Annotated in this window: 28 protein-coding genes; 22 read left to right on the top strand and 6 right to left on the bottom strand. The window is 51.3% G+C overall.

Features of this window, described 5'->3' with window-relative positions; all coding sequences use genetic code 11:
- Nucleotides 1-83: 83 nt before the first annotated feature.
- The 3 genes from ppsA (at nucleotide 84) to Q7T66_RS02800 (ending at nucleotide 4,193) form a co-directional block, all read left to right on the top strand.
- Nucleotides 84-2,522, top strand: a complete 2,439-nt coding sequence (gene ppsA / locus Q7T66_RS02810) for a phosphoenolpyruvate synthase (protein ID WP_304931772.1) — start codon at nucleotides 84-86, stop codon at nucleotides 2,520-2,522.
- Nucleotides 2,523-2,694: 172 nt separating this feature from the next.
- On the top strand, nucleotides 2,695-3,147 hold the full coding sequence (locus tag Q7T66_RS02805) for an NfeD family protein (RefSeq protein WP_304931770.1): 453 nt from the start codon (nucleotides 2,695-2,697) through the stop codon (nucleotides 3,145-3,147).
- A 110-nt stretch (nucleotides 3,148-3,257) separates the two neighbouring features.
- Complete coding sequence (locus tag Q7T66_RS02800) at nucleotides 3,258-4,193, top strand: SPFH domain-containing protein (RefSeq protein WP_304931769.1); 936 nt, start codon at nucleotides 3,258-3,260, stop codon at nucleotides 4,191-4,193.
- Between the two features lie 72 nt (nucleotides 4,194-4,265).
- Here the strand turns inward: Q7T66_RS02800 and smpB are convergent, their stop codons facing one another.
- Entirely contained in the window at nucleotides 4,266-4,715 is a 450-nt protein-coding gene (gene smpB, locus Q7T66_RS02795; RefSeq protein WP_304931768.1) for an SsrA-binding protein SmpB, read from the bottom strand.
- Between the two features lie 63 nt (nucleotides 4,716-4,778).
- Here smpB and Q7T66_RS02790 point away from each other — a divergent pair, with 63 nt between their 5' ends.
- On the top strand, nucleotides 4,779-5,210 hold the full coding sequence (locus tag Q7T66_RS02790; protein ID WP_304931767.1) for a type II toxin-antitoxin system RatA family toxin: 432 nt from the start codon (nucleotides 4,779-4,781) through the stop codon (nucleotides 5,208-5,210).
- A complete protein-coding gene (locus Q7T66_RS02785; protein ID WP_370691600.1) occupies nucleotides 5,194-5,529 on the top strand; it encodes an RnfH family protein in 336 nt (111 codons plus the stop codon). Before Q7T66_RS02790 ends, Q7T66_RS02785 begins: the two co-directional genes overlap by 17 nt.
- 37 nt (nucleotides 5,530-5,566) lie before the next feature.
- On the opposite strand, the gene Q7T66_RS02780 is transcribed toward Q7T66_RS02785, so the two are convergent.
- Nucleotides 5,567-6,073 carry a DUF4124 domain-containing protein gene (locus Q7T66_RS02780; protein ID WP_304931764.1) on the bottom strand — a complete coding sequence of 169 codons (507 nt, stop codon included), beginning with the start codon at nucleotides 6,071-6,073 and terminating at the stop codon, nucleotides 5,567-5,569.
- Nucleotides 6,074-6,236: 163 nt separating this feature from the next.
- Between Q7T66_RS02780 and guaB the strand changes: the two genes are divergently transcribed.
- Genes guaB through thpR form a run of 4 tightly spaced genes read left to right on the top strand, consistent with a single transcriptional unit; the run spans nucleotide 6,237 to nucleotide 10,389 of the window.
- Nucleotides 6,237-7,697 carry an IMP dehydrogenase gene (gene guaB, locus Q7T66_RS02775; protein WP_304931763.1) on the top strand — a complete coding sequence of 487 codons (1,461 nt, stop codon included), beginning with the start codon at nucleotides 6,237-6,239 and terminating at the stop codon, nucleotides 7,695-7,697.
- 12 nt (nucleotides 7,698-7,709) lie between these two features.
- Nucleotides 7,710-8,171 (top strand): hypothetical protein, encoded by a 462-nt coding sequence (locus Q7T66_RS02770; protein ID WP_304931762.1) that lies wholly within the window; start codon nucleotides 7,710-7,712, stop codon nucleotides 8,169-8,171.
- 31 nt (nucleotides 8,172-8,202) lie between these two features.
- Nucleotides 8,203-9,822, top strand: coding sequence for a glutamine-hydrolyzing GMP synthase (gene guaA, locus Q7T66_RS02765; RefSeq protein ID WP_304931761.1), 1,620 nt, complete (start codon nucleotides 8,203-8,205; stop codon nucleotides 9,820-9,822).
- 6 nt (nucleotides 9,823-9,828) lie between these two features.
- Nucleotides 9,829-10,389, top strand: a complete 561-nt coding sequence (gene thpR / locus Q7T66_RS02760) for an RNA 2',3'-cyclic phosphodiesterase (RefSeq protein WP_304931759.1) — start codon at nucleotides 9,829-9,831, stop codon at nucleotides 10,387-10,389.
- A 37-nt stretch (nucleotides 10,390-10,426) separates the two neighbouring features.
- On the opposite strand, the gene Q7T66_RS02755 is transcribed toward thpR, so the two are convergent.
- From Q7T66_RS02755 to Q7T66_RS02745, 3 genes are all read right to left on the bottom strand, one after another.
- Nucleotides 10,427-10,828: a group III truncated hemoglobin gene (locus tag Q7T66_RS02755; RefSeq protein WP_304931758.1), complete on the bottom strand. Its 402-nt coding sequence runs from the start codon at nucleotides 10,826-10,828 to the stop codon at nucleotides 10,427-10,429.
- 30 nt (nucleotides 10,829-10,858) lie between these two features.
- Nucleotides 10,859-11,218, bottom strand: coding sequence for a VOC family protein (locus Q7T66_RS02750; RefSeq protein ID WP_304931757.1), 360 nt, complete (start codon nucleotides 11,216-11,218; stop codon nucleotides 10,859-10,861).
- A gap of 133 nt (nucleotides 11,219-11,351) precedes the next feature.
- Nucleotides 11,352-12,038 carry a hypothetical protein gene (locus Q7T66_RS02745; protein WP_304931756.1) on the bottom strand — a complete coding sequence of 229 codons (687 nt, stop codon included), beginning with the start codon at nucleotides 12,036-12,038 and terminating at the stop codon, nucleotides 11,352-11,354.
- A gap of 284 nt (nucleotides 12,039-12,322) precedes the next feature.
- Between Q7T66_RS02745 and cydD the strand changes: the two genes are divergently transcribed.
- From cydD to Q7T66_RS02715, 6 genes are all read left to right on the top strand, one after another.
- The gene (gene cydD / locus Q7T66_RS02740; protein WP_304931755.1) at nucleotides 12,323-13,951 is read left to right on the top strand and encodes a thiol reductant ABC exporter subunit CydD; all 1,629 of its coding nucleotides are present in this window, start codon (nucleotides 12,323-12,325) and stop codon (nucleotides 13,949-13,951) included.
- Complete coding sequence (gene cydC / locus Q7T66_RS02735) at nucleotides 13,948-15,657, top strand: thiol reductant ABC exporter subunit CydC (RefSeq protein WP_304931754.1); 1,710 nt, start codon at nucleotides 13,948-13,950, stop codon at nucleotides 15,655-15,657. The genes cydD and cydC overlap by 4 nt, the downstream gene beginning before the upstream one ends.
- A gap of 53 nt (nucleotides 15,658-15,710) precedes the next feature.
- Nucleotides 15,711-17,312 (top strand): cytochrome ubiquinol oxidase subunit I, encoded by a 1,602-nt coding sequence (locus tag Q7T66_RS02730; protein ID WP_304931753.1) that lies wholly within the window; start codon nucleotides 15,711-15,713, stop codon nucleotides 17,310-17,312.
- The gene (cydB, locus tag Q7T66_RS02725) at nucleotides 17,309-18,463 is read left to right on the top strand and encodes a cytochrome d ubiquinol oxidase subunit II (protein WP_304931752.1); all 1,155 of its coding nucleotides are present in this window, start codon (nucleotides 17,309-17,311) and stop codon (nucleotides 18,461-18,463) included. Before Q7T66_RS02730 ends, cydB begins: the two co-directional genes overlap by 4 nt.
- 100 nt (nucleotides 18,464-18,563) lie before the next feature.
- Nucleotides 18,564-18,686 (top strand): cytochrome bd-I oxidase subunit CydX, encoded by a 123-nt coding sequence (cydX, locus tag Q7T66_RS02720; RefSeq protein ID WP_304931750.1) that lies wholly within the window; start codon nucleotides 18,564-18,566, stop codon nucleotides 18,684-18,686.
- Between the two features lie 132 nt (nucleotides 18,687-18,818).
- Nucleotides 18,819-20,465 (top strand): Na+/H+ antiporter, encoded by a 1,647-nt coding sequence (locus tag Q7T66_RS02715; protein WP_304931748.1) that lies wholly within the window; start codon nucleotides 18,819-18,821, stop codon nucleotides 20,463-20,465.
- 4 nt (nucleotides 20,466-20,469) lie between these two features.
- Here Q7T66_RS02715 and Q7T66_RS02710 read toward each other — a convergent pair whose 3' ends face one another.
- A complete protein-coding gene (locus Q7T66_RS02710; protein WP_304931747.1) occupies nucleotides 20,470-20,937 on the bottom strand; it encodes a hypothetical protein in 468 nt (155 codons plus the stop codon).
- 278 nt (nucleotides 20,938-21,215) lie between these two features.
- Between Q7T66_RS02710 and queE the strand changes: the two genes are divergently transcribed.
- The 7 genes from queE to ldcA all read left to right on the top strand — a co-directional run bounded on the left by queE (nucleotide 21,216) and on the right by ldcA (nucleotide 25,760).
- Nucleotides 21,216-21,851, top strand: a complete 636-nt coding sequence (gene queE / locus Q7T66_RS02705) for a 7-carboxy-7-deazaguanine synthase (protein ID WP_304931746.1) — start codon at nucleotides 21,216-21,218, stop codon at nucleotides 21,849-21,851.
- Between the two features lie 39 nt (nucleotides 21,852-21,890).
- A complete protein-coding gene (gene queD / locus Q7T66_RS02700; RefSeq protein ID WP_304931745.1) occupies nucleotides 21,891-22,340 on the top strand; it encodes a 6-carboxytetrahydropterin synthase QueD in 450 nt (149 codons plus the stop codon).
- A 6-nt stretch (nucleotides 22,341-22,346) separates the two neighbouring features.
- Nucleotides 22,347-22,859: a tRNA adenosine(34) deaminase TadA gene (gene tadA, locus Q7T66_RS02695; protein WP_304931744.1), complete on the top strand. Its 513-nt coding sequence runs from the start codon at nucleotides 22,347-22,349 to the stop codon at nucleotides 22,857-22,859.
- 183 nt (nucleotides 22,860-23,042) lie between these two features.
- Nucleotides 23,043-23,309 carry a hypothetical protein gene (locus Q7T66_RS18025; protein ID WP_370691599.1) on the top strand — a complete coding sequence of 89 codons (267 nt, stop codon included), beginning with the start codon at nucleotides 23,043-23,045 and terminating at the stop codon, nucleotides 23,307-23,309.
- Nucleotides 23,306-23,842, top strand: coding sequence for an esterase/lipase family protein (locus Q7T66_RS02690; RefSeq protein WP_370691598.1), 537 nt, complete (start codon nucleotides 23,306-23,308; stop codon nucleotides 23,840-23,842). The genes Q7T66_RS18025 and Q7T66_RS02690 overlap by 4 nt, the downstream gene beginning before the upstream one ends.
- A 28-nt stretch (nucleotides 23,843-23,870) precedes the next feature.
- Nucleotides 23,871-24,794, top strand: a complete 924-nt coding sequence (locus Q7T66_RS02685; protein WP_304931743.1) for an alpha/beta fold hydrolase — start codon at nucleotides 23,871-23,873, stop codon at nucleotides 24,792-24,794.
- Nucleotides 24,795-24,797: 3 nt separating this feature from the next.
- A complete protein-coding gene (gene ldcA, locus Q7T66_RS02680) occupies nucleotides 24,798-25,760 on the top strand; it encodes a muramoyltetrapeptide carboxypeptidase (RefSeq protein ID WP_304931742.1) in 963 nt (320 codons plus the stop codon).
- Nucleotides 25,761-26,086 lie beyond the last annotated feature (326 nt).

Raw genomic sequence — 26,086 nt, 5'->3', positions numbered from 1 at the left:
GTGGCGACTCTCGAAGAATAACAAAAACTGTCGGCCAATAAAGGCACGCATGAAGATTTCTTGTCATCAAAGCAGAGGTTGTTATGTCGAATGTTATAAACACTGGGAGCAAGTCTGACCAGGCAGTAGAGGGAAGCTATGTCATTTCCTTCGAACATCTACGGATGTCTGATGTAGATTCAGTGGGGGGCAAAAACTCTTCGCTGGGCGAAATGATCAGTCAGCTTGCAGAAGCTGGCGTCCGCGTGCCGGGTGGTTTTGCCACTACGGCGCAAGCGTTCAGAGATTTTTTGGCGTATAGCGAAAACGGCGGACTCAGTCTGGCGCAACGTATTGCAGATCGACTCGCTGATCTGGATATCGACGATGTGCGTTCGCTCGCCAAAGCCGGCGCTGAGATTCGTAACTGGATAGTGGAGACACCTTTCCAACCGCGACTTCTGAGTGAAATTCAACAGTACTATCAAAATCTTTCCGCTGATTCATCCAAGGAAATGTCGTTTGCCGTGCGTTCTTCCGCAACTGCTGAAGATTTGCCGGATGCGTCTTTTGCCGGTCAGCAGGAAACCTTCCTCAATGTAGTTGGCATCGACAATGTGCTGGAAGCAATCAAGCACGTTTTCGCTTCGCTCTACAACGATCGCGCTATCTCGTATCGCGTACACAAAGGCTTCACTCATGCCGAAGTTGCCTTGTCGGCTGGCGTGCAGCGCATGGTCCGTTCTGATCTGGGTTCGGCTGGTGTGATGTTCACTCTGGATACCGAATCCGGTTTCACGGATGTGGTATTCATTACATCGAGTTACGGTCTGGGTGAAACAGTGGTGCAGGGTGCAGTCAATCCTGATGAATTCTACGTACACAAGCCGATGCTGGAACAAGGCAAGTTGCCTATCATTCGTCGCAACATCGGTTCCAAACTGATCAAGATGGAATTCACTGCTGAAGCGAAAGCTGGACGTTCAGTGCAAACCGTTGATGTACCTATCGGCATGCGCAATCGCTACTCGTTGACCGATGAAGAAATCGTGCAACTCGCCAAGTACGCGGTCATCATTGAAAAGCACTACGGCCGTCCGATGGACATCGAATGGGGCAAGGACGGTTTGGATGGTCAGTTGTACATCCTGCAAGCGCGTCCAGAAACCGTCAAGTCGCAGCAAAAGCCGACCGATGTGCAGCAACGCTTCAAGATGAAAGGTAGCGGCACAGTATTGACTGTCGGTCGCGCTATTGGTCAAAAGATCGGCGCCGGTCCTGTGCGTGTGATTCTCGATGCAGCAGATATGGAGCGTGTGCAACCAGGTGACGTATTGGTCGCTGATATGACGGACCCGAACTGGGAACCGGTCATGAAACGCGCATCCGCGATCATTACGAATCGTGGCGGTCGTACTTGTCACGCAGCGATTATCGCGCGTGAGTTGGGTGTGCCGGCTGTGGTTGGTTGTGGTGACGCGACTGAGTTATTGAAGGATGGCGCGCTGGTCACTGTATCGTGCGCCGAGGGTGACGAAGGCAAAGTCTATGACGGCTTGCTCGAATCAGAAGTGACAGAAATCGCACGTGGCGATTTGCCTGAACTGCCGTTGAAGATCACGCTCAACGTTGGTAATCCTCAACTCGCGTTTGACTTCCAATCGATTCCAAATGCAGGTGTTGGTTTGGCACGTCTGGAATTCATCATCAACAACAATATCGGCGTGCATCCAAAAGCAATTTTGGAATATCCGCACATCGATCCTGATTTGAAAAAAGCAGTGGAATCGGTTGCACGCGGTCATGCTTCGCCGCGCGCTTTTTATATCGACAAGCTGGCGGAAGGTATTGCCACCATCGGCGCTGCATTCTGGCCTAAACCAGTGATTGTGCGTCTGTCGGATTTCAAATCGAACGAGTACAAAAAATTGATCGGTGGTTCGCGTTACGAGCCGGACGAAGAAAATCCTATGCTCGGTTTTCGCGGTGTAGCGCGTTACCTTGCGCCGGACTTCGCTGAATCATTCGAGATGGAATGCAAGGCGATGAAACGCGTGCGTGACGAAATGGGATTGACCAACGTCGAGATCATGGTGCCGTTCGTACGAACCTTGGGCCAAGCTGAAAAAGTCATCGACTTGCTGGCGAAGAATGGCCTCAAGCGTGGCGAAAACGGCTTACGCATCATCATGATGTGCGAAGTGCCATCGAATGCAATTCTGGCTGAAGAGTTCTTGAATTACTTCGATGGTTTCTCTATCGGTTCCAACGATTTGACGCAGTTGACGCTGGGTCTTGATCGCGATTCCGGTATGGAAATTCTGGCTGCCGATTTCGACGAACGCGATCCTGCTGTACTGGCATTGTTCTCGCGCGCGATTGCGGCATGTCGCAAGCAGGGCAAGTATGTCGGCATCTGTGGTCAGGGCCCATCGGATCATCCGGACTTCGCCGAGTGGTTGATGAAAGAAGGTATTACTTCGCTTTCACTTAATCCGGATTCGGTGATCGAAACATGGCAGAACCTAGCCAAACGTCTATAAAAAATAAAGTGAAAACGGTCGGGTCATTCGATTTTATTTTTCAGTTCAGTTTTTTAGACTAGACTGTATGCACCCGACCGGCTGACACTGAACAAGTTTCATCGTGGTTCTCAACCCTCGCTGCCCAACGGACTCCGAGGGTTTTTGTTTTTATGCGTTGAAAGGAATACAGATGACCGACTGGATGATTTGGTTTGCGGTGGCATGTGTGCTGATCATATTGGAAATGGCAAGCGGCACTTTTTATTTGCTGATGATAGGCACAGGCGCAGCAGCGGGCGGTGCCGTCGCACTCGCCGGCGGTAGCGGAAGCTGGCAATGCATAGTCGCCGCAGTTGTGGCAGCTGTCGCTACTTTTGCGTTACGTCGTAGCCGCTTTGGTCGCCCATCAAATATCAACTCGGCGCGCGATTCGGGCATCAATCTCGATATCGGCCAAACCATTGAAGTAAGTGAATGGCGTAATGTTCCCGGTGCCGCCAGTCATGCTCGCGTGATGTATCGCGGTGCACAGTGGGATGTGGAACTTGCGAGCGGCGGCACTGCCGTGCCTGGCGTGTTTCGCATTCAGGAAGTGCAGGGCAATCGCTTGATGCTCATCAATAACGACACGGTAGGCGATTAAGGCGCTGCCACCATTGTGTAAGATCCTGTTCGACACATCGGCGTGTTCATACGCGTGTTTATAAGCTTGTTCGTAAGCGCATTCAGAAGTGTATTAAAAAAGGAGTTCATATGTTCGGTACTACCAGTACTACCATCATTTTTCTATTGTTCGTCGTCATTGTCTTTGTCATCAAGACCGTCAATGTCGTTCCGCAACAGCACGCATGGGTCGTTGAGCGTCTGGGTAAATATCATGCGACCTTGGGCCCTGGCTTGAAGATCGTATTGCCATTCATAGATCGCATCGCCTACAAACATTCGCTGAAGGAAATTCCATTAGATGTGCCTATGCAGGTCTGTATCACTAAAGACAATACACAGCTGGAAGTCGACGGCATTTTGTACTTTCAGGTGACTGACCCTATGCGTGCATCGTATGGATCATCGAATTATATTTCTGCAATTTCACAATTGGCACAAACGACTTTGCGTTCGGTCATTGGTCGCATGGAATTGGATAAAACCTTTGAAGAACGTGATCTGATCAATCACAGCATCGTCAATGCTGTTGATGAATCGGCTTCCAACTGGGGCGTCAAAGTATTGCGTTATGAGATCAAGGATCTGACACCGCCGCGCGAAATTCTGCATGCGATGCAATCGCAAATTACCGCAGAGCGTGAAAAGCGCGCGTTGATCGCAGCGTCCGAAGGTCGCAAGCAAGAGCAAATCAATATCGCGACTGGTGAGCGTGAAGCATCGATTGCGCGTTCAGAAGGCGAGAAGCAGGCCGCTATTAATCGTGCGCAAGGTGAAGCTTCGGCAATTTTGTCGATCGCTGTAGCGAGTGCTGAAGCGATTCGCAAGACGGCCGCAGCAATTCAAGAACCTGGTGGTTCTGATGCGGTGAATTTGAAAGTGGCTGAGCAATATGTTGAAGCTTTTGGAAAACTGGCGAAGACAAATAATTCCATCATCATCCCTGCCAATCTGGGAGATATCGGTGGTTTGATTGCGACTGCCATGCAAGTGGTGAAATCGCAGGGGACGCAAACCAAGTTGTAATGTGATGGAATCGCTGGATGTTTCAGACATCGATTCTTGAAAATGAAAAACGGCGCTCAAGGGCGCCGTTTTTTATCGTCGGTTTTGTTTCATTACCGACTGAATTTCGCGCTGCGTATCGCGCTCTTTTTCGCTATCGCGTTTGTCGTGCTGCTTTTTACCTTTAGCCAGCCCGATTTCGCATTTGATATAGCCTTTTTGAAAATGCAGGTTCAGCGGCACCAGCGTATAGCCGGCACGTTCAACCTTTACAACCAGTTTTTTGATTTCTTCTGATTTCAGCAATAGCTTGCGCGTGCGCACCGGATCTGGCGTCACGTGAGTGGAGGCGGATGACAAGGGGCTGATGTGCGCGCCGAACAAGAAGATTTCGTCATTGCGTACAATCACGTATGCTTCTTTTAATTGTGAGCGTCCGGCACGGATGGCTTTGACTTCCCAACCTTGTAATACGATGCCGGCCTCAAAGCGTTCCTCGATAAAATAATCGTGAAATGCTTTTCTGTTATCAACAATGCTCATGAGTTTCGGCTAATGGTCGGTTAAAATGGCAACTCTGCGATTCTATCAAACGGTTCTTATTCGATGGCAGTAGTGCACAAAACAGTTTTACTGGGTTACAGCGCCGAACAGATGTTCGCGCTGGTCGATCGGGTCGAGGATTATCCTCAATTTTTGCCATGGTGCGGCGGCGTTGACGTCAAGCAGCGCGAAGAAGGTCGGCTGGTCGCCAGCATCATGATCAACTATCACGGTATCAAGCAAAGCTTCACGACTGAGAACACCACGGTACGGCCGGTGTCAATGACGATGCGTTTGCTTGAAGGTCCATTCAAGGAGCTGCATGGTACATGGGTATTCAAGCCCTTGCGCGAAGATGCCTGCAAGATTGAATTCGACCTGCAGTATGAATTCTCGAATCGACTGATCGAATCGATAATCGGACCGGTATTCAATATGATCGCGACCAGTTTTGTTGATTCATTCAGCAAACGTGCGGATGAAGTGTATGGCTGATGCATCCGCTTCGTCGGCAACTCCTGCTTCGATTTCGATTCAGATTTGTTACGCGCGGCCGGACAAGCAGTTTTTGCTGACACAGATGGTTGCGCCTGGCACAAGCATCCAGCAAGCAATTTTGAGCAGTGGAATCATTCAGCAAGCTTTGGAAATTGATCTCACCGTCTGGCGGGTCGGCATTTACGGCAAGGTGAAAACGTTGGATACGATTTTGCGCGAACATGATCGGGTTGAAATTTACAGACCCTTGATCGCAGATCCCAAAGATTCACGCCGCAAGCGGGCGGAAAGCAAGGATTCTAAAAAGAAGTCGTAAATAAAAAAGCCGTTGAATTCAACGGCTTTTTTATTTCTTATTTGCATTCATCCATGATGCGATTGGTGTTGCGCGTCTCCTGCGCACGCTCTTCATCGCTCATATACGAACGCTCGCCGGAAGGATCCAGGCGGCTGATGCGTTCTCCTGAATCCAGCGTGCGTTTGTAATTGCTGGCTTGCTCGCAATTTTTTTTCTTGTCGGCTGCGAATTTAGTTTTCTGCTCCGTTTCCTTGTCTTTTTCGGCTTTTTCAGACTTGCGTTTATTGTAGTCGGCGTTTTTTTCTGCGGTCGTCTGCGGCCCTTTCTTTGTCGCTTCACTTTCGCTCGCAGGTTCATCCGCGGATTTGGCCGGAGCGTTAGCCGGTGTCGACCCCCTAGGCGATTTCAGGATTTGGCTGTTTGGCACCGATGCCGGAGGCGCTGTATCCGAATACTGTTTCACGCCTTTCTCGTTGAGCCATACGTATTGCGCCAAAGCGGCGCCGGCACAACTGGCTAACAGGATGGCAACAGTAAAGCGTTTCAAAGCGGGTGCATGCATGACAAATCCTCAAGAAAAGGGCGGGGTGAATACTAGTGCGATTTCGCCATGCTTCCCCTTGTCTGTCAATGCAAAAGGAAATTTTAGCGTCAACTTGTAGCAAGGGCAGGACGTATGAAACGGATTTCTGTATAATTCGCTTTTGCGCCACTAGGAAAATACTATGCGTCTATTACAAAAAGCACTCACATTCGATGACGTGCTGCTGGTCCCGGCTTATTCTGACATTCTCCCAAAAGATACTTCTCTTGTTACGCGCCTGTCGCGCAACATTACGTTGAATATCCCTTTGCTGTCCGCAGCAATGGATACCGTTACCGAAGCGCGCCTTGCAATTGCAATGGCACAAGAGGGCGGTATCGGCATCATCCACAAGAATCTGACCGCCGTCGAACAGGCGCGCGAAGTCGCCAAGGTCAAGCGTTTTGAATCCGGCGTGGTCCGCGATCCGATCACGATTGCACCAACTACCAAGATTCGCGACGTCATTGCCTTATCGGCACAGCACGGTATCAGCGGCTTCCCGGTAGTCGAAGGCAAAATTGTGGTCGGCATCATCACCAACCGCGATCTACGTTTTGAAAACGAACTCGATGCTCCTGTCAGCGCCAAGATGACACCGAAAGACAAACTTGTCTTCGTGCCTGAAGGTGCTGATCTGGTCGAGGCCAAGCGCCTGATGAACAAGCACCGTCTGGAACGCGTGTTGGTCGTCAACGAAGCCTTTGAGTTGCGCGGCCTGATTACTGCTAAAGATATTCAAAAAGCGACTGAACATCCAATCGCGTCGAAAGACGGATTCGGCAAATTGCGCGTAGGCGCAGCGGTCGGTGTTGGCGCAGACAATGACGAACGTATCGATTTGCTGGTGAAAGCCGGCGTCGATGTATTAGTCGTTGATACCGCGCACGGCCATTCCAAAGGTGTGCTGGATCGCGTTCGCTGGATCAAGGATAACTACAAAGGTGTTGACGTCATTGGCGGCAATATCGCCACGGCTGCAGCAGCCAAGGCCTTGGCAGATCATGGCGCGGATGGCGTCAAGGTTGGTATAGGCCCAGGTTCGATCTGCACCACGCGTATCGTCGCCGGCGTAGGCGTGCCGCAAATTACCGCGATTTCAAACGTTGCTGAAGCGCTCAAAGGCACAGGCATTCCATGTATCGCTGACGGCGGCATTCGCTTCTCTGGCGATATCTCGAAAGCACTGGCAGCAGGCGCATCGACAGTCATGATGGGCAGCATGTTTGCCGGTACTGAAGAGGCGCCAGGCGAAGTGATTTTGTTCCAGGGTCGTAGCTACAAATCGTATCGCGGCATGGGTAGCTTGGGTGCGATGGCTGATGGTTCGGCTGATCGTTACTTCCAGGACGCTGCAAATAATGTCGACAAGTTCGTACCAGAAGGTATCGAAGGTCGCGTGCCTTACAAAGGCAGCGTCATCGCTATCCTGTACCAACTGGTTGGCGGCGTACGTTCATCGATGGGTTACTGCGGTTGCGCAACCATAGACGACTTCCGCGAACAGGCTGAATTTGTGGAAATCACATCGGCCGGTATGCGCGAATCGCATGTGCATGATGTGCAGATCACCAAAGAAGCACCTAACTACCGCGCTGACTAAGGTTGCGCTGTAATGATGGATGCTTCTAGCGCTGATGTGACGAACACGGGCGAACAGCATGAAAGTTTTTCTGATGCTGTTGCCCGTATCGAGCGCTTGGGTAAAAGTCTGTTTGGGGTAACTGCCTGTGTCGTGTATTTGCATGGAAAAGAATCACGACTTGCTACACAAGCACATCAGTATTGCGCGCAACTGCCTTTAAACGAAGCCTTGCATGTGATGCCAGAGAAGTCGTCGCCATTCAGCCCGGCAATGGGCAAGATCGACAACTTCGAAGTACTTTTTTATGCCTTGCATCCTTTACGTAATCGCACCGGCAATATCGTTGGCAGAGTGGCGTTGATCCATGAGCGCTCACGTGCTTTTACTGCTGGCGATGCACACTGGATGACTGATCTGGTGGCTTTGCTGGAGCGGGAGTTGCATTTTTCTGCGTACGACGTCGAAGCACACAGCAGCACCTCTTCTCAATAATTGTTCCACCTGAAACGCTAAGCTCACTCTCATGCATTCGAAAATTCTCATCCTCGATTTCGGTTCCCAAGTTACTCAGTTGATCGCACGTCGCGTGCGCGACTCTGGCGTTTTTTCGGAAGTCTTTCCCTATGATGTCAGCGATGAGTTCGTACGCAATTACGGCGCGGCTGGCGTAATTCTCTCGGGTGGCCCTAACTCGGTAATCGAAGGCGACGATACACCACGTGTACCGCAATCGGTATTCGAATTAGGTGTGCCGGTGATGGGTATTTGCTACGGTATGCAAGCCATGGCGGAGCAACTGGGCGGCAAGGTAGAAAACGGCACAGTGCGTGAATTCGGTTACGCAGAAGTCCGCGCCCATGGTCACACTGCTTTATTGAAAGACATCAGCGACTTCACCACAGCTGAAGGTCATGGCATGTTGAAGGTCTGGATGAGTCATGGCGACAAGGTCAATGAAATGCCACCTGGCTTCAAGCTGATGGCATCAACACCGAACTGCCCAATCGCCGGCATGGCAGATGAAGCGCGTCGCATGTACGCATTCCAGTTCCATCCAGAAGTTACTCACACAGTGCAAGGCAAGGCTATCATCGCGCGTTTCGTGCATGATATTTGCGGCTGCAAATCGGACTGGAACATGCCCGATTACATCGCTGAAGCAGTTGAAAAAATTCGTCAACAAGTTGGTACGGATGAAGTCATTCTCGGCTTGTCCGGTGGCGTCGATAGCAGCGTTGCCGCAGCCTTGATCCATCGCGCGATTGGAGATCAACTGACCTGCGTTTTCGTGGATCACGGTCTTTTGCGTCTGGACGAAGGCAAGATGGTGATGGACATGTTCGCCGACAATCTGGGCGTGAACGTGATCCGTATCGATGCCGTGGATCAGTTCATGGGTCATCTGGCCGGCGTGAGCGATCCCGAAGCCAAGCGCAAAATCATCGGACGCGAGTTCGTTGAAGTTTTCCAGGTCGAAGCAGGCAAGCGCAAGAACGCAAAATGGCTGGCGCAAGGCACGATTTATCCTGACGTCATTGAGAGTGCAGGCAAGGGTAAAAAAGGTCACACGATCAAGAGTCATCACAATGTTGGCGGCTTGCCGGAAACATTGAATCTGAAATTGCTTGAACCGTTGCGCGAATTGTTCAAGGATGAAGTGCGCAAGCTGGGCGTAGCACTCGGCTTGCCACACGACATGGTGTATCGCCATCCATTCCCAGGCCCAGGCCTTGGTGTGCGTATTCTTGGTGAAGTGAAAAAAGAATTTGCTGATTTGTTACGTCGTGCGGATGCGATTTTTATCGAAGAACTGCGCAAGACTCCATTCGTCTTAGCACCAGGCGCATCGGAAGCAACGGACAACGGTATTCCGCATCGCAACTGGTACGACGCCACCAGCCAGGCTTTTGCCGTATTCCTGCCAGTCAAATCGGTCGGTGTCATGGGCGATGGGCGCACCTATGAATATGTGGTGGCCTTGCGTGCAGTGCAGACGCAAGATTTCATGACGGCGCACTGGGCACATTTACCACACGAATTGTTGGGTAATGTTTCCAATCGCATTATTAATGAAGTGCGCGGCATTAATCGTGTTGTCTACGATATCTCGGGCAAACCACCAGCGACCATCGAATGGGAGTAATGGCGAGTGACGGAAAGTCTGTTTTTTGCTTTACAGCCTGACGTCAACGCTATAGCGCAACTTAATGAAGTTGCTGCCGCTTTACGCGTGCAGCATCCTCTGTCTGCACGTTTTATAAGCACTGACAGATTGCATGTTACTTTGCATTTTGTTGGGAATTTTGCCGAGATTACAGAAGCTCAGCTAGATGGTGCACACGCTGCCGCTGCTGCCATAAAATTACCTCCCTTCGATGTCAGTTTCGACAAGGTGCTCAGCTTTCAATCTGCAAAAGCAGAGCGACCATTGGTGCTGACTAGCACCTCCGCTATGACTGCACTTCAGTTGTTTCGCTATGAACTTGGCGACCAGCTGCGCAGGCGTGGAATCAAAGCAGAAAAAGCAAAATTTACCCCGCACATCACACTCTCCTATGACGAATATGCGCTCGACGAACAGGCGCTAGCCGCCCCAGTTAAATGGGCTGCTCACGAATTTGTGTTGATCAAGAGCTTCGTCGGGAAAAGTCGTTACGAGATATTGGAGCGTTGGCCTCTGGGTGCCGCTTCAAGGTATCACTTACCTTAAGAAATATCGTTCAATCATTCGATTGCAAGCTGGCTGGCTACTCGGGTAAATCAACTGGAATACTGTTCGGGCTACGCGCCATCTGGTAACCGTACCAAAGACTTTGCGCAATCCTTTGTGCTGAAGCGGTGGCGCGATTTCCCATCGCGTGATTTGCCTGCTCCTTTGCGGTTTCGTCGAACAATACAAGCCAGCGTTTGAAAAGCGTTTCATCCAGATGTGCCATTGCCGCATGCTTTTGCATAGGCGTGCCGGTGTAACTACCGGTGCCACGCAAGATGGATGACCAAAAATTGACCAGGGTCACCAAGTGATGATCCCAGTCATGTACCTGGCTGTTGAAGATAGGGCCGAGCACTTCGTCTTTTCTTACCTTTGCATAGAAGGCATGCACCAGCTGTGAAACTTCTTCTTCAGTGCAGAGTTCGGGGTTAAGCATTATTTCTCCGGGAAAACGATTGCACTTTGTTCATGCTGCGGCTTCAGACCACACCGCAAATTCATTTCCGCTAGGTTCAAGAAAATGAAAGCGGCGACCTCCTGGGAATGAAAAAATCTCTTTACTGATGATGCCACCAGCATCCCTGACTTTTTGCTCGGTAGATTCCAGCTCTTGGCTGTAAAAAACCAACAGGGCTGCGCCTTTATCAGAATACGATGTCAATTCCGATTTGTAGAAACCGCCATCCAAACCTTGATTTGAGAACGCTGCGTAATCCGGGCCGTAATCGACAAAGCTCCAGCCAAAAGCAGCTTCAAAGAATTGCTTGGTTGCCGCGATGTTTTTGGATGGATATTCGACGTAATTAAGTTTTTCGTGCAGATTCATGGATGGTTTCCTTAGCGCTTTGCAATATTAAAGTTGATTATATTGCGTGTTGATTACATCCACTGAAAACACCATGTGCTGAGACTATATCTGGGTTGATATTGTGCCAAGCCAGATCGATTTAATATCTGTATCAAACTTCTGTAGCTGCTTTTGCCATATTCTTTTTCAGCTCGAGATCTGCGTAAGGATCGTCCTTGTCGGATTCGCTCGTAACTGCATGCTTGACCATGTACTTCGCATAGGCATCCAGCAATTCCATCGTGAAATTAGCTTTGTCTTTGACGGGTATCCAGCCTTTGTCGCTTTTTTCTTCAACATGCATATCTGCGCCGTTGAATTTGATACTGATTTCTTTGTCCTTTTGCGCCAGCTCGAATTGATCGAGGAAGTCGCTGACGGATGCACTCGGATTGCTGCCTGCGAAATCTGCCATTGCGCCTTTTAATGCTTCTTTACGAGCAGATGCCGCGCTGTTGATCATGTTGGCCATGCCGTCGCGCAAGGCCGGATTTTCATTCAGCATGGTTTGAAACTTGACGTTGCGATTGTCGCCGCTGAGTGCAAAGCCATCCTTGTCGGATGTAATGCGCAGAGCAGGTGGAACATTGATACCGTAGGCTTGCAAGGCAGCGCTCAAGGTGTCTTTAAAGTTCGGGTTCGCCACGGTTGAAACCGCTGTAAGCGTCGACGCCACGATTGGTTTGTTGACTGCAGTGGCAAGCAAATCGCCAAATGCCATATTCGGCGATTTATTCGACTGGGCAGAAATGAAGTTGTATTGTGAATTTACGCCGCGATCATTCGAAATCTTGTCCATGCTTTTTTCTCCGTCTGGATACGCAATATGAGTGAGTCAAAATAAGTCACTCAGGATGTAACTATCAGCAGCCCAGCTTAGCAGTGCGATCAGGACTTCAATATGACGATCAAAGCGGTAAAAATTCGGTTCTGTGCGGATTGTCAGATCATCGCGCAACAGAGTCAGTTTGTATAAATTTGATCTAGCGCAAGAATTAAAAGAGGCGACACACCATAATGAAAACCAATATGCAACCCGGCTCAAACTCTTCTCATCGCTTATGGTCCGATCAAGGACTTGATATGGGAACTGTTCTGCAAACATTTGCATCCTTGCTGTGGTTGCCGCAAGCCGGCTTGCTAGCTTACGCAGTACAAGGCTTGGCAGATGTTGGTGGTTTGGATGCGGTAAAAATTCCTGCGGTGCTTTTATTATTACTTGGCGTGATACGCGCAGCATGTGACGCATCAGGTGCACGTCGAGTATTTAAATCTGCGCGCACACGTTTGTCTGAATTGCGTGCACAGGTCGCGACTGCGCTGGCCGCACGTTCACCTTTGGATATAGATAGGCCTGCATCGGGGCTAGCCGCTAGTGTCATCGCCGAGCAGGCAGAAGCAGTGATCCCGTATCTGACGCGTTATCGTCCTGCGCGTTTGCGTTCCACCGTTATTCCCATCCTCATTCTTGTTGCCGTGTTCCCCTTGTCGTGGATTGCTGCGCTGGTTTTATTGATCGCTGCGCCGCTGATTCCAATGTTCATGGCATTGGTTGGCTGGCGCGCGCGCGCCGCGAGCGAAGCGCAGATGACAGAGATGGGCGACATGAATGCTTTTCTGCTGGATAGATTGCGCGGACTGGCAACTCTGCGCACTTTGGGCGCGATTGACATGACCGCGTTGCGTCTGCGTGATGCGGCACAAGCACTACGTGAACGCACGATGGCGGTATTGCGGATCGCTTTTTTATCGTCGGCTGTGCTTGAACTGTTCGCTGCATTGGGCGTGGCGATGATCGCGGTGTATGTTGGTTTTCATTTGCTGGGACAAATTGAATTTGGTGCCTGGGGTAGTCGTCTGAGTCTTGGGCAAGGTTTATTCATCTTGTTGCTTGCGCCTGCATTCTTTGAACCGCTGCGCGATCTGTCTGCTGCGTGGCATGACCGAGCAGCAGGTGAAGCGGCATTGGATGCATTGGATCGTTTGTCGTATACGCGTCTTTTGTTGCCGGATGCAATCGGCGCAAAAAGTATGTCCTCATTCAATGCAACAAGCGCACCTTCAGTATCGATCAGCGATCTGCTTTTTTATCACTCCGGTGCTGTTACGCCTTTGTTTGAAGATTACACATTGCACGTCGCTGCAGGCGAACACATTGCGATTGTTGCGCCTAGTGGCGGTGGCAAATCGACCTTGTTGTCCTTGATCGCAGGCTTGGTGTCGGCGCAGGGCGGCGAGATCAAAATCGATGACATAAAACTTTCGTCAAACACGGTGGCAACTCTGCGCAGCCGCATGACGTGGATAGGCCAGAAGCCGCATATATTTGCTGGCTCGGTGCGTGCCAACGTTGCGCTTGATCGTGCAGGCATTGATGCGCAAGACGTGACAGCAGCGTTGCAGTTTTCTTCGCTGGATGCGGTGCCACAAGCACAGCTCGGTGTGGCGCTGGGTGAGGGCGGTGGTGGCTTGTCTGGCGGCGAAGCAGTGCGCTTGGCTTTGGCGCGAGCGATGGTGGCGCAGCATGCAGATCTGCTGCTCGTCGATGAGCCGACTGCACATCTCGATAACAGTACCGCCAAACAAGTGACGGACGCCTTGCTGCGATTGGCGCAAGGCAAAACCATGATCGTCGCGACTCACGATCCAGTGCTGGCAGCACGCATGCAGCGCGTGATTGTACTGAACGCAGACGCCGAGGTGGAAGCATGAATCTCTGGCGCGATCTGCATCCGATTCTGGCTCTGTTTATTGCCAGCCACAAAAACAAATTATTGATAGGCGCTTTGCTGGCGGGTGTAACAGTGCTATCCGGCATGGCTTTGCTTGGATTGTCAGGTTGGTTCATCACCGCGACGGCGATTGCCGGCTTGAATGTATCGATTGCATTCATGTTCGACGTCTTCATGCCTTCTGCCGGGATTCGATTATTGGCGCTGGGACGCACGGCTGCGCGCTACGGCGAAAGATTGGTCACACATGACGCGACACTGGCGGTGTTGGCCGCTTTGCGTGAGCGTTTATTTATAGGCTGGGCGCAACCGGAGGCAGCACGTCGCCTATTGGCACGACCTGCGCAATTGTTGTTCCGCCTGACTGGCGATATCGATGCGCTGGACTCACTGTATTTGCGGATTTTGGTACCAGTCGGGTCAGCGTTGGTGGCTGCGCTTGCAACCGGTATTGCATTGAGTTTTATCGATGTGTATTTAGGTTTGGCGATTACCGTTTGGTTGATAGTTACTGGTCTTGGAATTGCATATGTGGTTGCACGTAACGCTAGTCACACAGCACGTCGCTGTAGCTATGGCATAGAAGCGCTACGCGCACGCAGTATCGATTTAGTCGCTGGGCAAACTGAATTGCTGATGGCAGGTCGGCTGGATGCGCAAAAAGCCTCGCTGCTTGCAGCCGATGAATATCTCGCCCGTGCCGACGATGCCTTGAATAAATTGGAAGTACAAGCTGGCGCTGCCTACAGCGTGGTCGGTATGTTGACGCTGGTCGCGACATTGATTGCGGTTGCCGTATTGATGGAAAACGGCGCGATAGGTACGCCCTTAGCAGCACTGGCTTTGCTGCTGGTACTGACCGCGACCGAACCTTTCTCCGCTTTACGCCGTGGCGCATTGGAGCTCGGGCGCACTGTGTTGGCTGCGCGTCGCTTGAATCCGCGTTTACAAGCTGCTGTTAGTCCAACAGCGACTCCGCCTTCTGTACCGTTTTTATCTCAGAATCTGATCCTTACTTTGCGCGATGTACGCGCGCATCCTGCAGGTCAGGATGCGACTGGTGCATCGGTTCTGCACGATATCTCTCTAACCATCGCTAAAAACGAGCGCGTGGCGCTTATAGGCGCGAGTGGCGCTGGCAAATCGACCTTGATGGCGGTGATCGCCGGTGAATTGGCAGTGCAGTCGGGAAAGGTGCAAGTAGCCGGGCATAGCTTGCTGACGCAAAGAACTGAGTTATTCCAGGACAGTCTGCGCGACAACCTGCGTTTGGCAAATGCCTCGGCAGACGACGCTAGCCTCTGGGAAGTATTACAGACCGCAGGTTTGGCCGATAACGTCGCAAAAATGCCGAATGGGTTGGATACGCGCCTGGGCGAGGGCGGCTTGGGATTGTCCGGCGGGCAACTACGTCGTCTGGCTTTGGCACGCTTGTTATTGCGCGATGTGCCGCTGTGGTTGCTGGACGAACCGACCGAAGGGCTGGACCCGCAGACCGCGCGCGACGTTTTGCAAAGGCTGGACAAGCTGGCGGCTGGTCGCAGCCTTCTGCTGGCAACACATGTGCGGCGCGAGGCGGCGTTGGCGGACCGCTTGGTTTGCATGGAACATGGGCGTATTGTGATGGACGTGATGCGTGGCGATACAAGTTTCGAACTTGTGCTGAACACGCTGCGACCGGATTAATTTCGACCCCGACCACTGCGCGGCAAAGAATTTAAGTCTTATAAGGGAGCACCATGGAACTCGATATTGTTTCGTTATCACGGTTACAGTTTGCCACCACGGCGCTGTATCACTTTCTGTTTGTCCCACTCACGCTGGGGCTTTCCATCCTGCTGGCAATCATGGAGACGGTCTATGTCATGACCGGCCGCGTCATCTGGCGCGACATGACCAAGTTCTGGGGCACGCTATTCGGGATCAACTTTGCGATGGGTGTCGCGACCGGCATCGTGATGGAATTTCAGTTCGGCATGAACTGGAGCTACTACAGCCATTACGTCGGTGACATCTTCGGCGCGCCGCTGGCGATCGAGGGCTTGATGGCTTTCTTCATGGAAGCGACTTTCGTCGGGCTGTTCTTCTTCGGTTGGGACAAGCTATCCAAGGTTGGCCATCTGACCGCAACCTGGGCTGTCGCGATCGGTTCCAATTTCTCTGCGTTGTGGATTCTGATCGCCAACGGCTGGATGCAAAATCCTGTCGGCTCTGCCTTTAATCCAGAAACCATGCGGATGGAAGTGACCGACTTCGCCGCTGTATTGAGCAACCCGGTAGCGCAAGCTAAGTTTGTGCATACGGTATCTGCGGGTTATGTGACCGCCGCGATTTTCGTGCTGGGTATTTCAGCCTGGTATTTGCTGAAAGGCCGTCATCTTGAATTGGCAAAACGCTCAATGACAGTCGCCGCATCTTTCGGTCTGGCCGCATCTTTGTCGGTCGTCGTGCTCGGTGATGAAAGCGGTTATCTGTCGACCGAACATCAAAAGATGAAGCTGGCTGCCATTGAAGGCATGTGGGAAACACAAGATGCTCCCGCCGCCTTTACGCTGGTTGGTTTTCCAAGTCAGGAAGCGCGCGAGACACATTACGCGATTCATATTCCGGCATTGATGGGATTGATCGGCACACGTTCTCTGGATACGGTGATCCCCGGCATTAACGAACTAGTGCAACGTGCTGAATTACGCATTCACAACGGCATCAAGGCTTACGATGCGCTGCAAAAAATCCGTGAAGCGGGCAGTAGCAGCCAGATCACACCAGCGATGCGCTACGCATTTGAAGAAACCGGTAACGATCTTGGCTATGCGCTTTTGCTCAAACGCTACGTAGACGATCCGCGGCTAGCAACGCCTGAACAAATAAGCAAAGCGGCTCTAGATACCGTGCCGCAAGTGGCGCCGCTATTCTGGTTGTTCCGCATCATGGTGGCGATCGGCATGTTCATGATTTTGCTGACAGGCGTGTTCTTTGTGCTCTCTGCGAAGCGGCAGCTTGATAAACATCGATGGTTGCTAAAGCTGGCAGTGTTCGCGATTCCATTACCGTGGATTGCAATTGAAGCAGGCTGGCTGGTGGCAGAATTTGGTCGTCAACCCTGGGTGATTGAAGGCGTGTTGCCGACGGCAGTTGCGGTATCGGATCTGGGTATCAAAACCTTGCTGATTACGCTGGCTGGCTTCGTCGCGATTTACACCGTGTTGTTCATCATCGAGATGAAGTTGATTTTCAAAGTCATAGCTAAAGGGCCAACCATAGAAAACTCACCGGAAATAGGGGCTTACGGCAAAGCTACAGCCGCTTCCATTCCAGCAGCCAAACCGGAGCCACTATGATTCTGCACACACTTATCGACTACGACATCCTGCGTCTGATCTGGTGGAGTTTGATCGGCGTCCTCTTGCTGGCTTTTGCGATCACCGACGGCTTCGATTTAGGCACGGGAATTCTTTTGCCCTTTGTTGCTAAAACCGATATTGAACGACGCGTGGTGATCAACAGCGTTGGCCCGGTATGGGAAGGCAATCAAGTCTGGCTGATACTCGGCGGCGGCGCAATTTTTGCAGCGTGGCCGCAACTTTATGCGGTTGCATTCTCCGGCTTCTATCTCGCGATGTTTGCGATTTTGGTTGGCTTGATTTTGCGTCCAGTCGCATTCAAATTCCGCAGCAAGCGCGAAGAACCAGAATGGCGCGCGCGCTGGGATTGGGTGTTGTTCTTTTGCGGCTTCGTACCGACGCTGATCTTTGGCGTTGCATTGGGCAATGTGCTGCAAGGTGTGCCGTTCCGTCTGTCGTCAGACATGCATATTTTTTATGACGGCAGCTTCTTCGGTTTGCTGAATCCATTCGCTGTGTTGTGCGGTCTGGTATCGGTTGCGATGTTGATCATGCACGGCGCTGCGTGGTTGCAACTGAAAACCGAAGGCGCGATTGCCGATCGTGTACGAACATATGGCAGCCTCGCCGCTTTAGCGACATTCGTTCTGTACGCATTTGCAGGCGTATTGCTGTGGGCTTATATCGATGGTTATCGCATCACCAGCGTGATCAATCCTATCGGCCCATCCAATCCTTTGCTGAAAACTGTCGATGGTCACGTCGGTGCATGGTTCGTCAACTACGCGGCGCAACCTTGGACCTTGGCTGCGCCTGTACTCGGCTTGCTCGGTGCGATTGGTGCATGGATAGGTTTGCGCATGCGTCGTGAAATTTTCACGATTTTGAGTAGTGCTGTCAGCGTAAGCGGGATTATTTTGAGCGTCGGTGCATCGATGTTCCCATTCATCTTGCCATCGTCGATTGATCCGCGGGCTAGTTTGACGGTATGGGATTCGTCATCAAGTCATCTGACCTTGTTCATCATGCTGGTAGTGACGGCGGTGTTCATTCCTATCATCGTCGCGTACACAACCTGGGTGTATCACGTGTTGTGGGGCAAGGTAGATGAGCAGGCGATACGCGATGAAAGTGGTCACGCGTATTGATACGTGGGCTGTTAATTAGAAAGAACTTCAGCAGAACTTAGACGAACTTATATTATTGCCGCCATTGCAGGATGGCGGCATTTAGAGACAAGGAACAATCATGTGGTACTTCGCCTGGATACTTGGTCTACCGCTTGCCGCTGCTTTCGCAGTGTTGAATGCAATGTGGTACGAACTGATGGACGATGAAGCAAATCGTAAAGAGAAACTCGCCAATCCTTAAGCAGGCAAGTTTCGTGGCGGTATGCGCATAGGTGTTGGTTTCGATAAAATGGAGCCAGCACTAAAACTTGCATGCTCAATGGCAGCCAGTTTTAGAAAATCACTGTTAGTCCCCAGAGAGATTCAAACCTAGATGCATACCGTTACGATCGCTCTGATTTTATTGCTGGCTGTATTAGCCAGCGGATTTTTTGCCCGACTATTACCGTTCAAGGTGCCTTTGCCCTTGGTACAAATTGCAGTGGGCGCAGGGCTGGCTTACGGTTTTGGCATCAGCGTCCCGCTCGATCCTGAATTCTTCTTTCTCTTCTTCATTCCTCCATTGCTGTTTCTGGATGGCTGGCGCATTCCCAAAAGTGCGTTCTTCCGCGATGTACGCCCGATCACGATGCTGGCGATCGGACTGGTGCTGTTTACCGTGCTCGGCATGGGCTACTTCATCCACTGGATGATTCCATCGATACCGTTGGCGGCGGCATTTGCGCTGGCTGCCATTCTGTCGCCGACTGATCCGGTCGCGGTCTCATCCATTGCCTCGCAAAGTCCCATTCCTCCACGCCTGATGCACATACTTGAGGGCGAAGCATTGCTCAACGATGCATCCGGTTTGGTGTGTTTTCGCTTTGCATTGGCTGCGGTGATTACTGGTACGTTTTCTTTTCTCGATGCCTCACTGGAATTCTTGTGGGCGGCGGGCGGTGGCTTGATGGTCGGCGTGCTCGTCGCATGGTTGATTGGTGTTGCAAATAAATGGTTTGTGGTCGCGGTCGGTGAAGATCCAGGCAGTCAAATTTTGATCAGCCTGTTGCTGCCGTTCGCTGCGTATTTGTTGGCGGAACATCTGCAGGTTTCCGGCATTCTTGCAGCCGCCGCTGCCGGTATCACCACGCACTACACTGATATGGTCGGCCGCAGATTGGCGACCACACGCATGCAACGCCGCGCAGTGTGGGACACGATACAGATGGCGCTCAATGGCGTGATCTTCGTGATTCTCGGCGCGCAAATACGCAATACGGTGGAAGGTTTGCCTATGGTGGCAAACAATATGGGACTCAACAGCGCATGGTGGTTATCGCTCTACGTAATTGCGATAGGCGTTGCGCTTACCGGCCTCAGATTTGTGTGGGTGTGGAGCACGCTGCGATTTACTTTGTTTAAAAAACGCCGCGCACAACCCACCGATATCAAACCGTCGATGCGCGTGCTTTTGTTGACCGCATGCTCAGGCGTGCGCGGCGCGATCACGCTAGCGGGCATCTTGACCTTGCCCTTATTGATGCCCGATGGCTCCGCTTTCCCGGCGCGCGACTTACTGATTTTTCTGGCGAAAGGCGTCATCCTGTTGTCACTGGTAAGTGCAAGCGTTGCCTTGCCGTTCTTGAGTAAAGACATGAAGTTTGTACCCGAACCGGTATTGGGTATGGATGAAGGACATGCACGCGTCGCTGCAGCAGAAGCCGCCATCCGTCACATTCAATCAGTTAGCGATGCCGCACTCGAAAAAGCAGAAAATAACGGCCACGCAGAAGCCGCTATGCGCGTCACAGAACTCTATCGACGCCGGCTGGATTACGGTTTGAGCGAAGGTGAAGAAGCGACGCGCATACAAATGCTGGCAGAGAAAGAACGTGAACTACGCTTGTCCGCGATACGCGCAGAACGCGATGAGTTATTTCAGATGTGGCTGCACAACAAACTGGATGACACTTTGCATCAGCGTTTGTTGCGCGAGCTGGATTTGATTGAAGGGGCGTTGACGCGGAATGTGCAGCATTAATTCTTTAAATATCCTTATCCTTTAACTCAAATTTTGGCTCATAAATTTTTACCAATGTTTCAATGAATTCTTTAGATTTATCTATTATTAGTTGTGCTTCAGCTTGGTTGCAAAATTCCCCTTGATGGGCAACTGAATTACGTTTTTTATTAATTTCTTTAGCCAAAGTTCCGAGTCGTTGAATTATTTTTTGATGTGCCTCGTCGAGGGTTAAAGGGATCAAAAGGCGATCAATCTTTCCAGAGATACCGTTAGCCCACATGAGAACACTATCAATGAACTCGCTCTTAAATTCGCTTTTTTGAGAAAATTCTTGGCGAATAGCGAAGTTTGCTGCCAATTCAGCTGCTGTTGCAGCGCGGACGATTGCTGCAGATGATTCTTGTCTCAAATGAAGGCCACCTAACTTATTCCATTGCGATTGAATCTTCTCGAGATCAGTTCGATCTTCATATGCTTTTGAATTAATCATGATGGTTTATGGTTTTGTTGACGCTTTCTGAGCGTTGAAAATTAGGATTAAATTTCTTTTAGCGCAGAGCTAGACTATTCTCATTTATTGTTCAGAAGGCATCTTAATTGCAGTGGCGCTGCATGTATAGCGCCTATGTACTATCGATCCGTGAGCTCCAACCCGCTCTGGTCTATAATGACGGCCCGCGACACATAAGCAAAGCAGCCTAATTCCGCATTCATTTGCGAGCTACTATTTGCCCGCGACCTTGCATCAACCTTCATCCGGCCATCATTTTGACTTACAGCGTAAAAGAGATTTTCTACACATTGCAGGGCGAGGGCGCGCACGCTGGGCGACCTGCTGTGTTTTGTCGTTTCTCCGGCTGTAATTTATGGACTGGGCGCGAGAGCGATAGGGCGACTGCGGTTTGCCAGTTTTGCGATACTGATTTTGTCGGGACTGATGGCGAAGGCGGCGGCAAGTTTGCCGCGGCAGAGAAGCTGGCGAACACGATCAACGCTTTGTGGCCGGAGTCGTACGCGGCCAGCAAATACGTGGTGTTTACCGGTGGCGAACCTTTGCTGCAGCTCGATACAGAACTCATCACTGCGATGCACGCGGTTGGTTTTGAAATCGCGATTGAAACCAACGGCACTTTGCCTGTGCCTGCTGGCGTGGATTGGATTTGCGTCAGCCCGAAGATGGGTTCGCAACTGGTCGTGCGCAAAGGCAGCGAGTTGAAGGTCGTGATCCCGCAATTGGCGCAATCGCTGGCGGCGTATGAAGAACTGGATTTTGAACACTTCTTCGTGCAGCCTATGGATGGCCCGTTGGCAGAACAGAATACCAAGCTTGCGATCGATGTGTGCAAACGCAATCCGAAATGGAAGCTGAGTATACAGACGCATAAACTTTTACAGATACCTTAACGCTTATTTAGCGCCTTACTAAGAGCTTTACAAAAAATCATGCTGACAATTACCCGCAAACTTGAATTCGATGCCGGTCACCGTATTCCCGACCACAAGAGCCAGTGCCGCAATTTGCACGGCCATCGCTATACGCTCGAAATCACGCTGATCGGTAATGTGATCGAGGAAGAGGGTAGTTCCGATAACGGCATGATCATGGATTTTTCCGATATCAAATCGTTGGCGAAACACCATTTGGTCGATGTCTGGGATCACTCGTTTATCGTCTATGAAAAAGACGCGAAGGTACGTGAGTTCCTCGAGAGTATTCCCGGTCACAAAACGGTGATCATCGACCGTATTCCAACTGTAGAAAATCTGGCGCAAACCGCATTCAATATTTTGAATGCTGCGTACAAGGATCATTACGGCACCGGCTTGCGTCTGCACAAATTGGTGCTGCACGAAACGCCAAATTGCTGGGCTGAAATTACCGCTGAAGGCTGAGCCTTGATGCCGGACCAAAGCCACGACGGTATTCAAGACGCAGTCTGGATGCGGCTAGCGCTGGATCAGGCGCAAAACGCCTGGGCGCTGGGCGAAGTGCCGGTCGGCGCTGTGGTGGTCAAGGATGGGCAAGTAATTGCCACCGGTTTCAATCAGCCTATCGGCACGCACGATCCGACTGCACACGCAGAAATCATGGCCTTGCGCGCTGCGGCTACCATCCTCGGCAATTACCGTCTGCCAGGCTGCGAACTCTACGTCACGCTGGAACCTTGCGCGATGTGTTCCGGCGCGATGATTCACGCACGTTTGTCACGCGTTGTGTATGGTGCCTCCGATCCGAAGACCGGCGCTTGCGGTTCCATCGTCAATCTGTTCGAACAGAATCAACTCAATCACCACACGCAACTGACAGGCGGCGTGATGGCGCAAGAATGTGGCGCCTTGCTGAAGGAGTTTTTTGCGGAACGGCGCAAGGCCGCGCAAGCCGCCAAACCGGATGGCTCTAGTACCATCTGACGAACTTTATGCACGCGCTTACTGTGCGTGACGCTAGTCCCCGTTTAGTGCCCGTTTTCCCTCCGTTCTGATTCTTACTCGTGTCCTTCCGAATTCCCATTTTTGAACCACATTGCCTGGACGCACTCCAATTGAATAATCATGGTTTCTTTGCCATCGTTTTTCGTCAGGGAGAATATCCTCATGGATGCACCGCACGGTACTGAAGGCACTGCGCAGGATAAGGAACTGAAACCGCCCAGCTTGTTATTGTTGGCGCTGGAAGGTCGTGCGCCATGGGAGTTTGGCGCGTCCTTGCTTGCATTTCCATTATTAAAAAATGTGCCACGCGGTGACGGTCATCCTGTGATGGTATTACCCGGCTTGATGGCCGGCGATGCCCTGACTTTATTCTTGCGTAAATTCCTGCAAGGCAGCGGCTATACGGCCTACGCTTGGGAACAGGCTTGAACCGTGGACCACGCGATGGTGTGCTCGAATCTTGCATTGCGCGCGTCAAGGAATTGAGTGAAAAGCACGGACAAAAAGTCAGTCTGGTTGGCTGGAGTCTAGGTGGAATTTTTGCACGCGAAATCGCCAAAGCATTGCCGAATGATGTGCGCCAAGTGATTACATTGGGCTCGCCATTTGCCGGCCATCCAAAGGCGAATAATGTATGGCGTCTGTATCAGGCAGTTAGCGGAAAAACTGCAATCGACGATGTACAGATCGCAGAAATCAAGAAGCCTCCGCCAGTTCCATTCACCTCGATTTTCAGTCGCAGCGATGGTATTGTGTCGTGGCAATGTTGCGTCGAGCAGGAGGGCGATCAAGCAGAAAATATCGAGGTCCATGGAAGTCACACCGGCATGGTGGTTAATCCGATTGTTTTGCATGCGATTGCGGATCGACTCGCGCAAGCGGATGGACAATGGCGGCGCTTCGATACAGGCGGTCATCAAGGAATTAAAAAGTATATTTATCGCGATCCAAAGCGCGCATAAGATTCACTCATTTTTAGGAAGTCTCAGCTTGCCCATCGCTAAAGTAAATGATCTCGACATCTGGTACGACACGCAAGGCGACCCAGCACATCCACCACTTTTATTGATCGTTGGTTTAGGGATGCAATCTGTCTCCTGGCCTGAATCGTTTTGCAACGGTTTGGTCGAGCGCGGTTTTTATCTGATCCGCTTCGATAATCGCGACAACGGTTTATCGACCAAGCTGCATCATCTGGGCAAACCAAATACGTTGTTGGCCGTACTGAAAATGGCGCTTCGCATGAAGCTCGCCGCCGGCTACAAACTCGACGACATGGCCGCCGACGCGATTGGCTTGATGGATGCGCTCGATATTCCAAAGGCGCACATCGTTGGCGCGTCTATGGGCGGCATGATTGCGCAAATCGTTGCAGCACGTTATCCAGAACGCGTGCTCAGTCTGACTTCCATCATGTCGACCAGCGGTAGGCGTGGCTTGCCGGGACCGACGCGCGCCGCGCGTAAAGTACTTTTCTCTGCTGCACCTGATCCGACAAATCAAGTCGCGTTGACAGCGCACTTCGTCAATATGATGCGCGTGATTGGCAGCCCGGCTTATCCTACGCCGACAGAAGTTTTGCAGGAGCGAGTTGCGCGTACTGTCGAACGTAGTTTGGAGCCGGTAGCGACGACACGACAATTGTTAGCCATAGGCGCGTCCGGTGATCGTGTCGATCTTTTGAAAAGTATTACGGTGCCGACTTTGGTTATTCACGGGATTGAAGATCCATTGGTACCGATCGCAGGTGGTCGTGAAACTGCAAGCTTGATACCGAATGCGACGATGGTCGAGATCGCCGGCATGGGACACGATTTACCTGATCAATTAGCTGAAGAAATAACAGCAAAAATCGCTGCGCATTGTCATGCAGCAGACGAAGTAAAAGTCGCCACGATCGCCTTCGCTGAATAAAGAATGAGCATTCAATTAAACCAGGATGTGCGGCAACTGCTGCTTGCGAATAAAGCAGAAGGCCCGCTAGTCGCAATTGTTTCGCCTAGCGGTTATGCGTCTAATCCAGATGCAGTTGAGCGCGGCATCGCCACCCTGAAAGCGCAAGGTTGTCGTGTGCGTAACTTCACCGATGCGGCCTCTAAATTTCAACGTTTTGGTGCCAACGACGATGCGCGCATTGCGCAGCTATATGCTGCTGCACAAGATCCAGAAGTCGATATCGTGCTGGCCTTGCGCGGTGGTTACGGCTTGACGCGCCTGTTGCCTGATCTGGATTTCGAGATGTTGGCTGGGAGCGGAAAACTGTTCGTCGGGCATAGCGATTTTACGGCTTTGCAAATGGGCTTGTTGGCGCTAACGGGTGCGTCCAGTTTTTCCGGCCCGATGTTGTGTGACGATTTCGTGCGGGATGAGTTGAGCGAATTCACGCTCAATCATTTCTGGCAATGCGTGACTCAGTCTTCACACACGGTTGTCGGTCAAGCGGAAGATAATCCAAAGTTGTCGGTCAATGGCACACTGTGGGGCGGCAATCTGGCGATGCTGACGCATCTGGTCGGCTCACCTTGGTTGCCAAAGGTGCAGGGCGGCATTTTGTTTGTTGAGGATGTGAACGAACATCCATATCGTGTCGAACGCATGATGCTGCAGTTATTGCATGCTGGCGTGTTGGATGGTCAGCAGGCGATATTGCTTGGGGATTTCTCTGCTTATCGGTTGACTGATTACGATAATGGGTATGACTTTGAGCAGATGGTGGGGTATTTGCGGGAGCATTTGCCTGTGCCGGTTTTGACTGGATTGCCGGTTGGGCATGGGAGGAATAAGGCTACGATGGTGGTGGGGGCGGAGGCACAGTTGGTGTCGTCTGGCGATTCTTTTTCTTTGACTATGTCTGGGTATCGTTCGTTAGTGGAGCGCTGATTCTTTTCTTTCTTCGTTGTTAGTGGCCGGGGGTAGCCCGGCAGCTACTCACTTTTCTTGCTTCGCCAAGAAAAGTAAGCAAAAGAAGGCGACGCAGAAGCCGTTGCCCGCTTTGCGGGTCCCCAAGTCAAACGATCATCAGTCGGGAGCACAAACAAACTCGCTGCGCTCAAACAGGTTTGCACTCTTTATCCGCCTGATGACCGTTTGCCTTGGCAACGTCACATGCGGTTAAGGTCAACTGCAAAACCAAAACCAAAACCAAAACCAAAACCAAAACCAAAACCAAAACCAAAACCAAAGCAAAAAATACATCTGGATTGAGC

The sequence above is a fragment of the Herminiimonas sp. genome, assembly GCF_030655415.1.
Note: the sequence above shows the minus strand (reverse complement) of the source record. Positions and strands in the feature narration are given on the sequence as shown.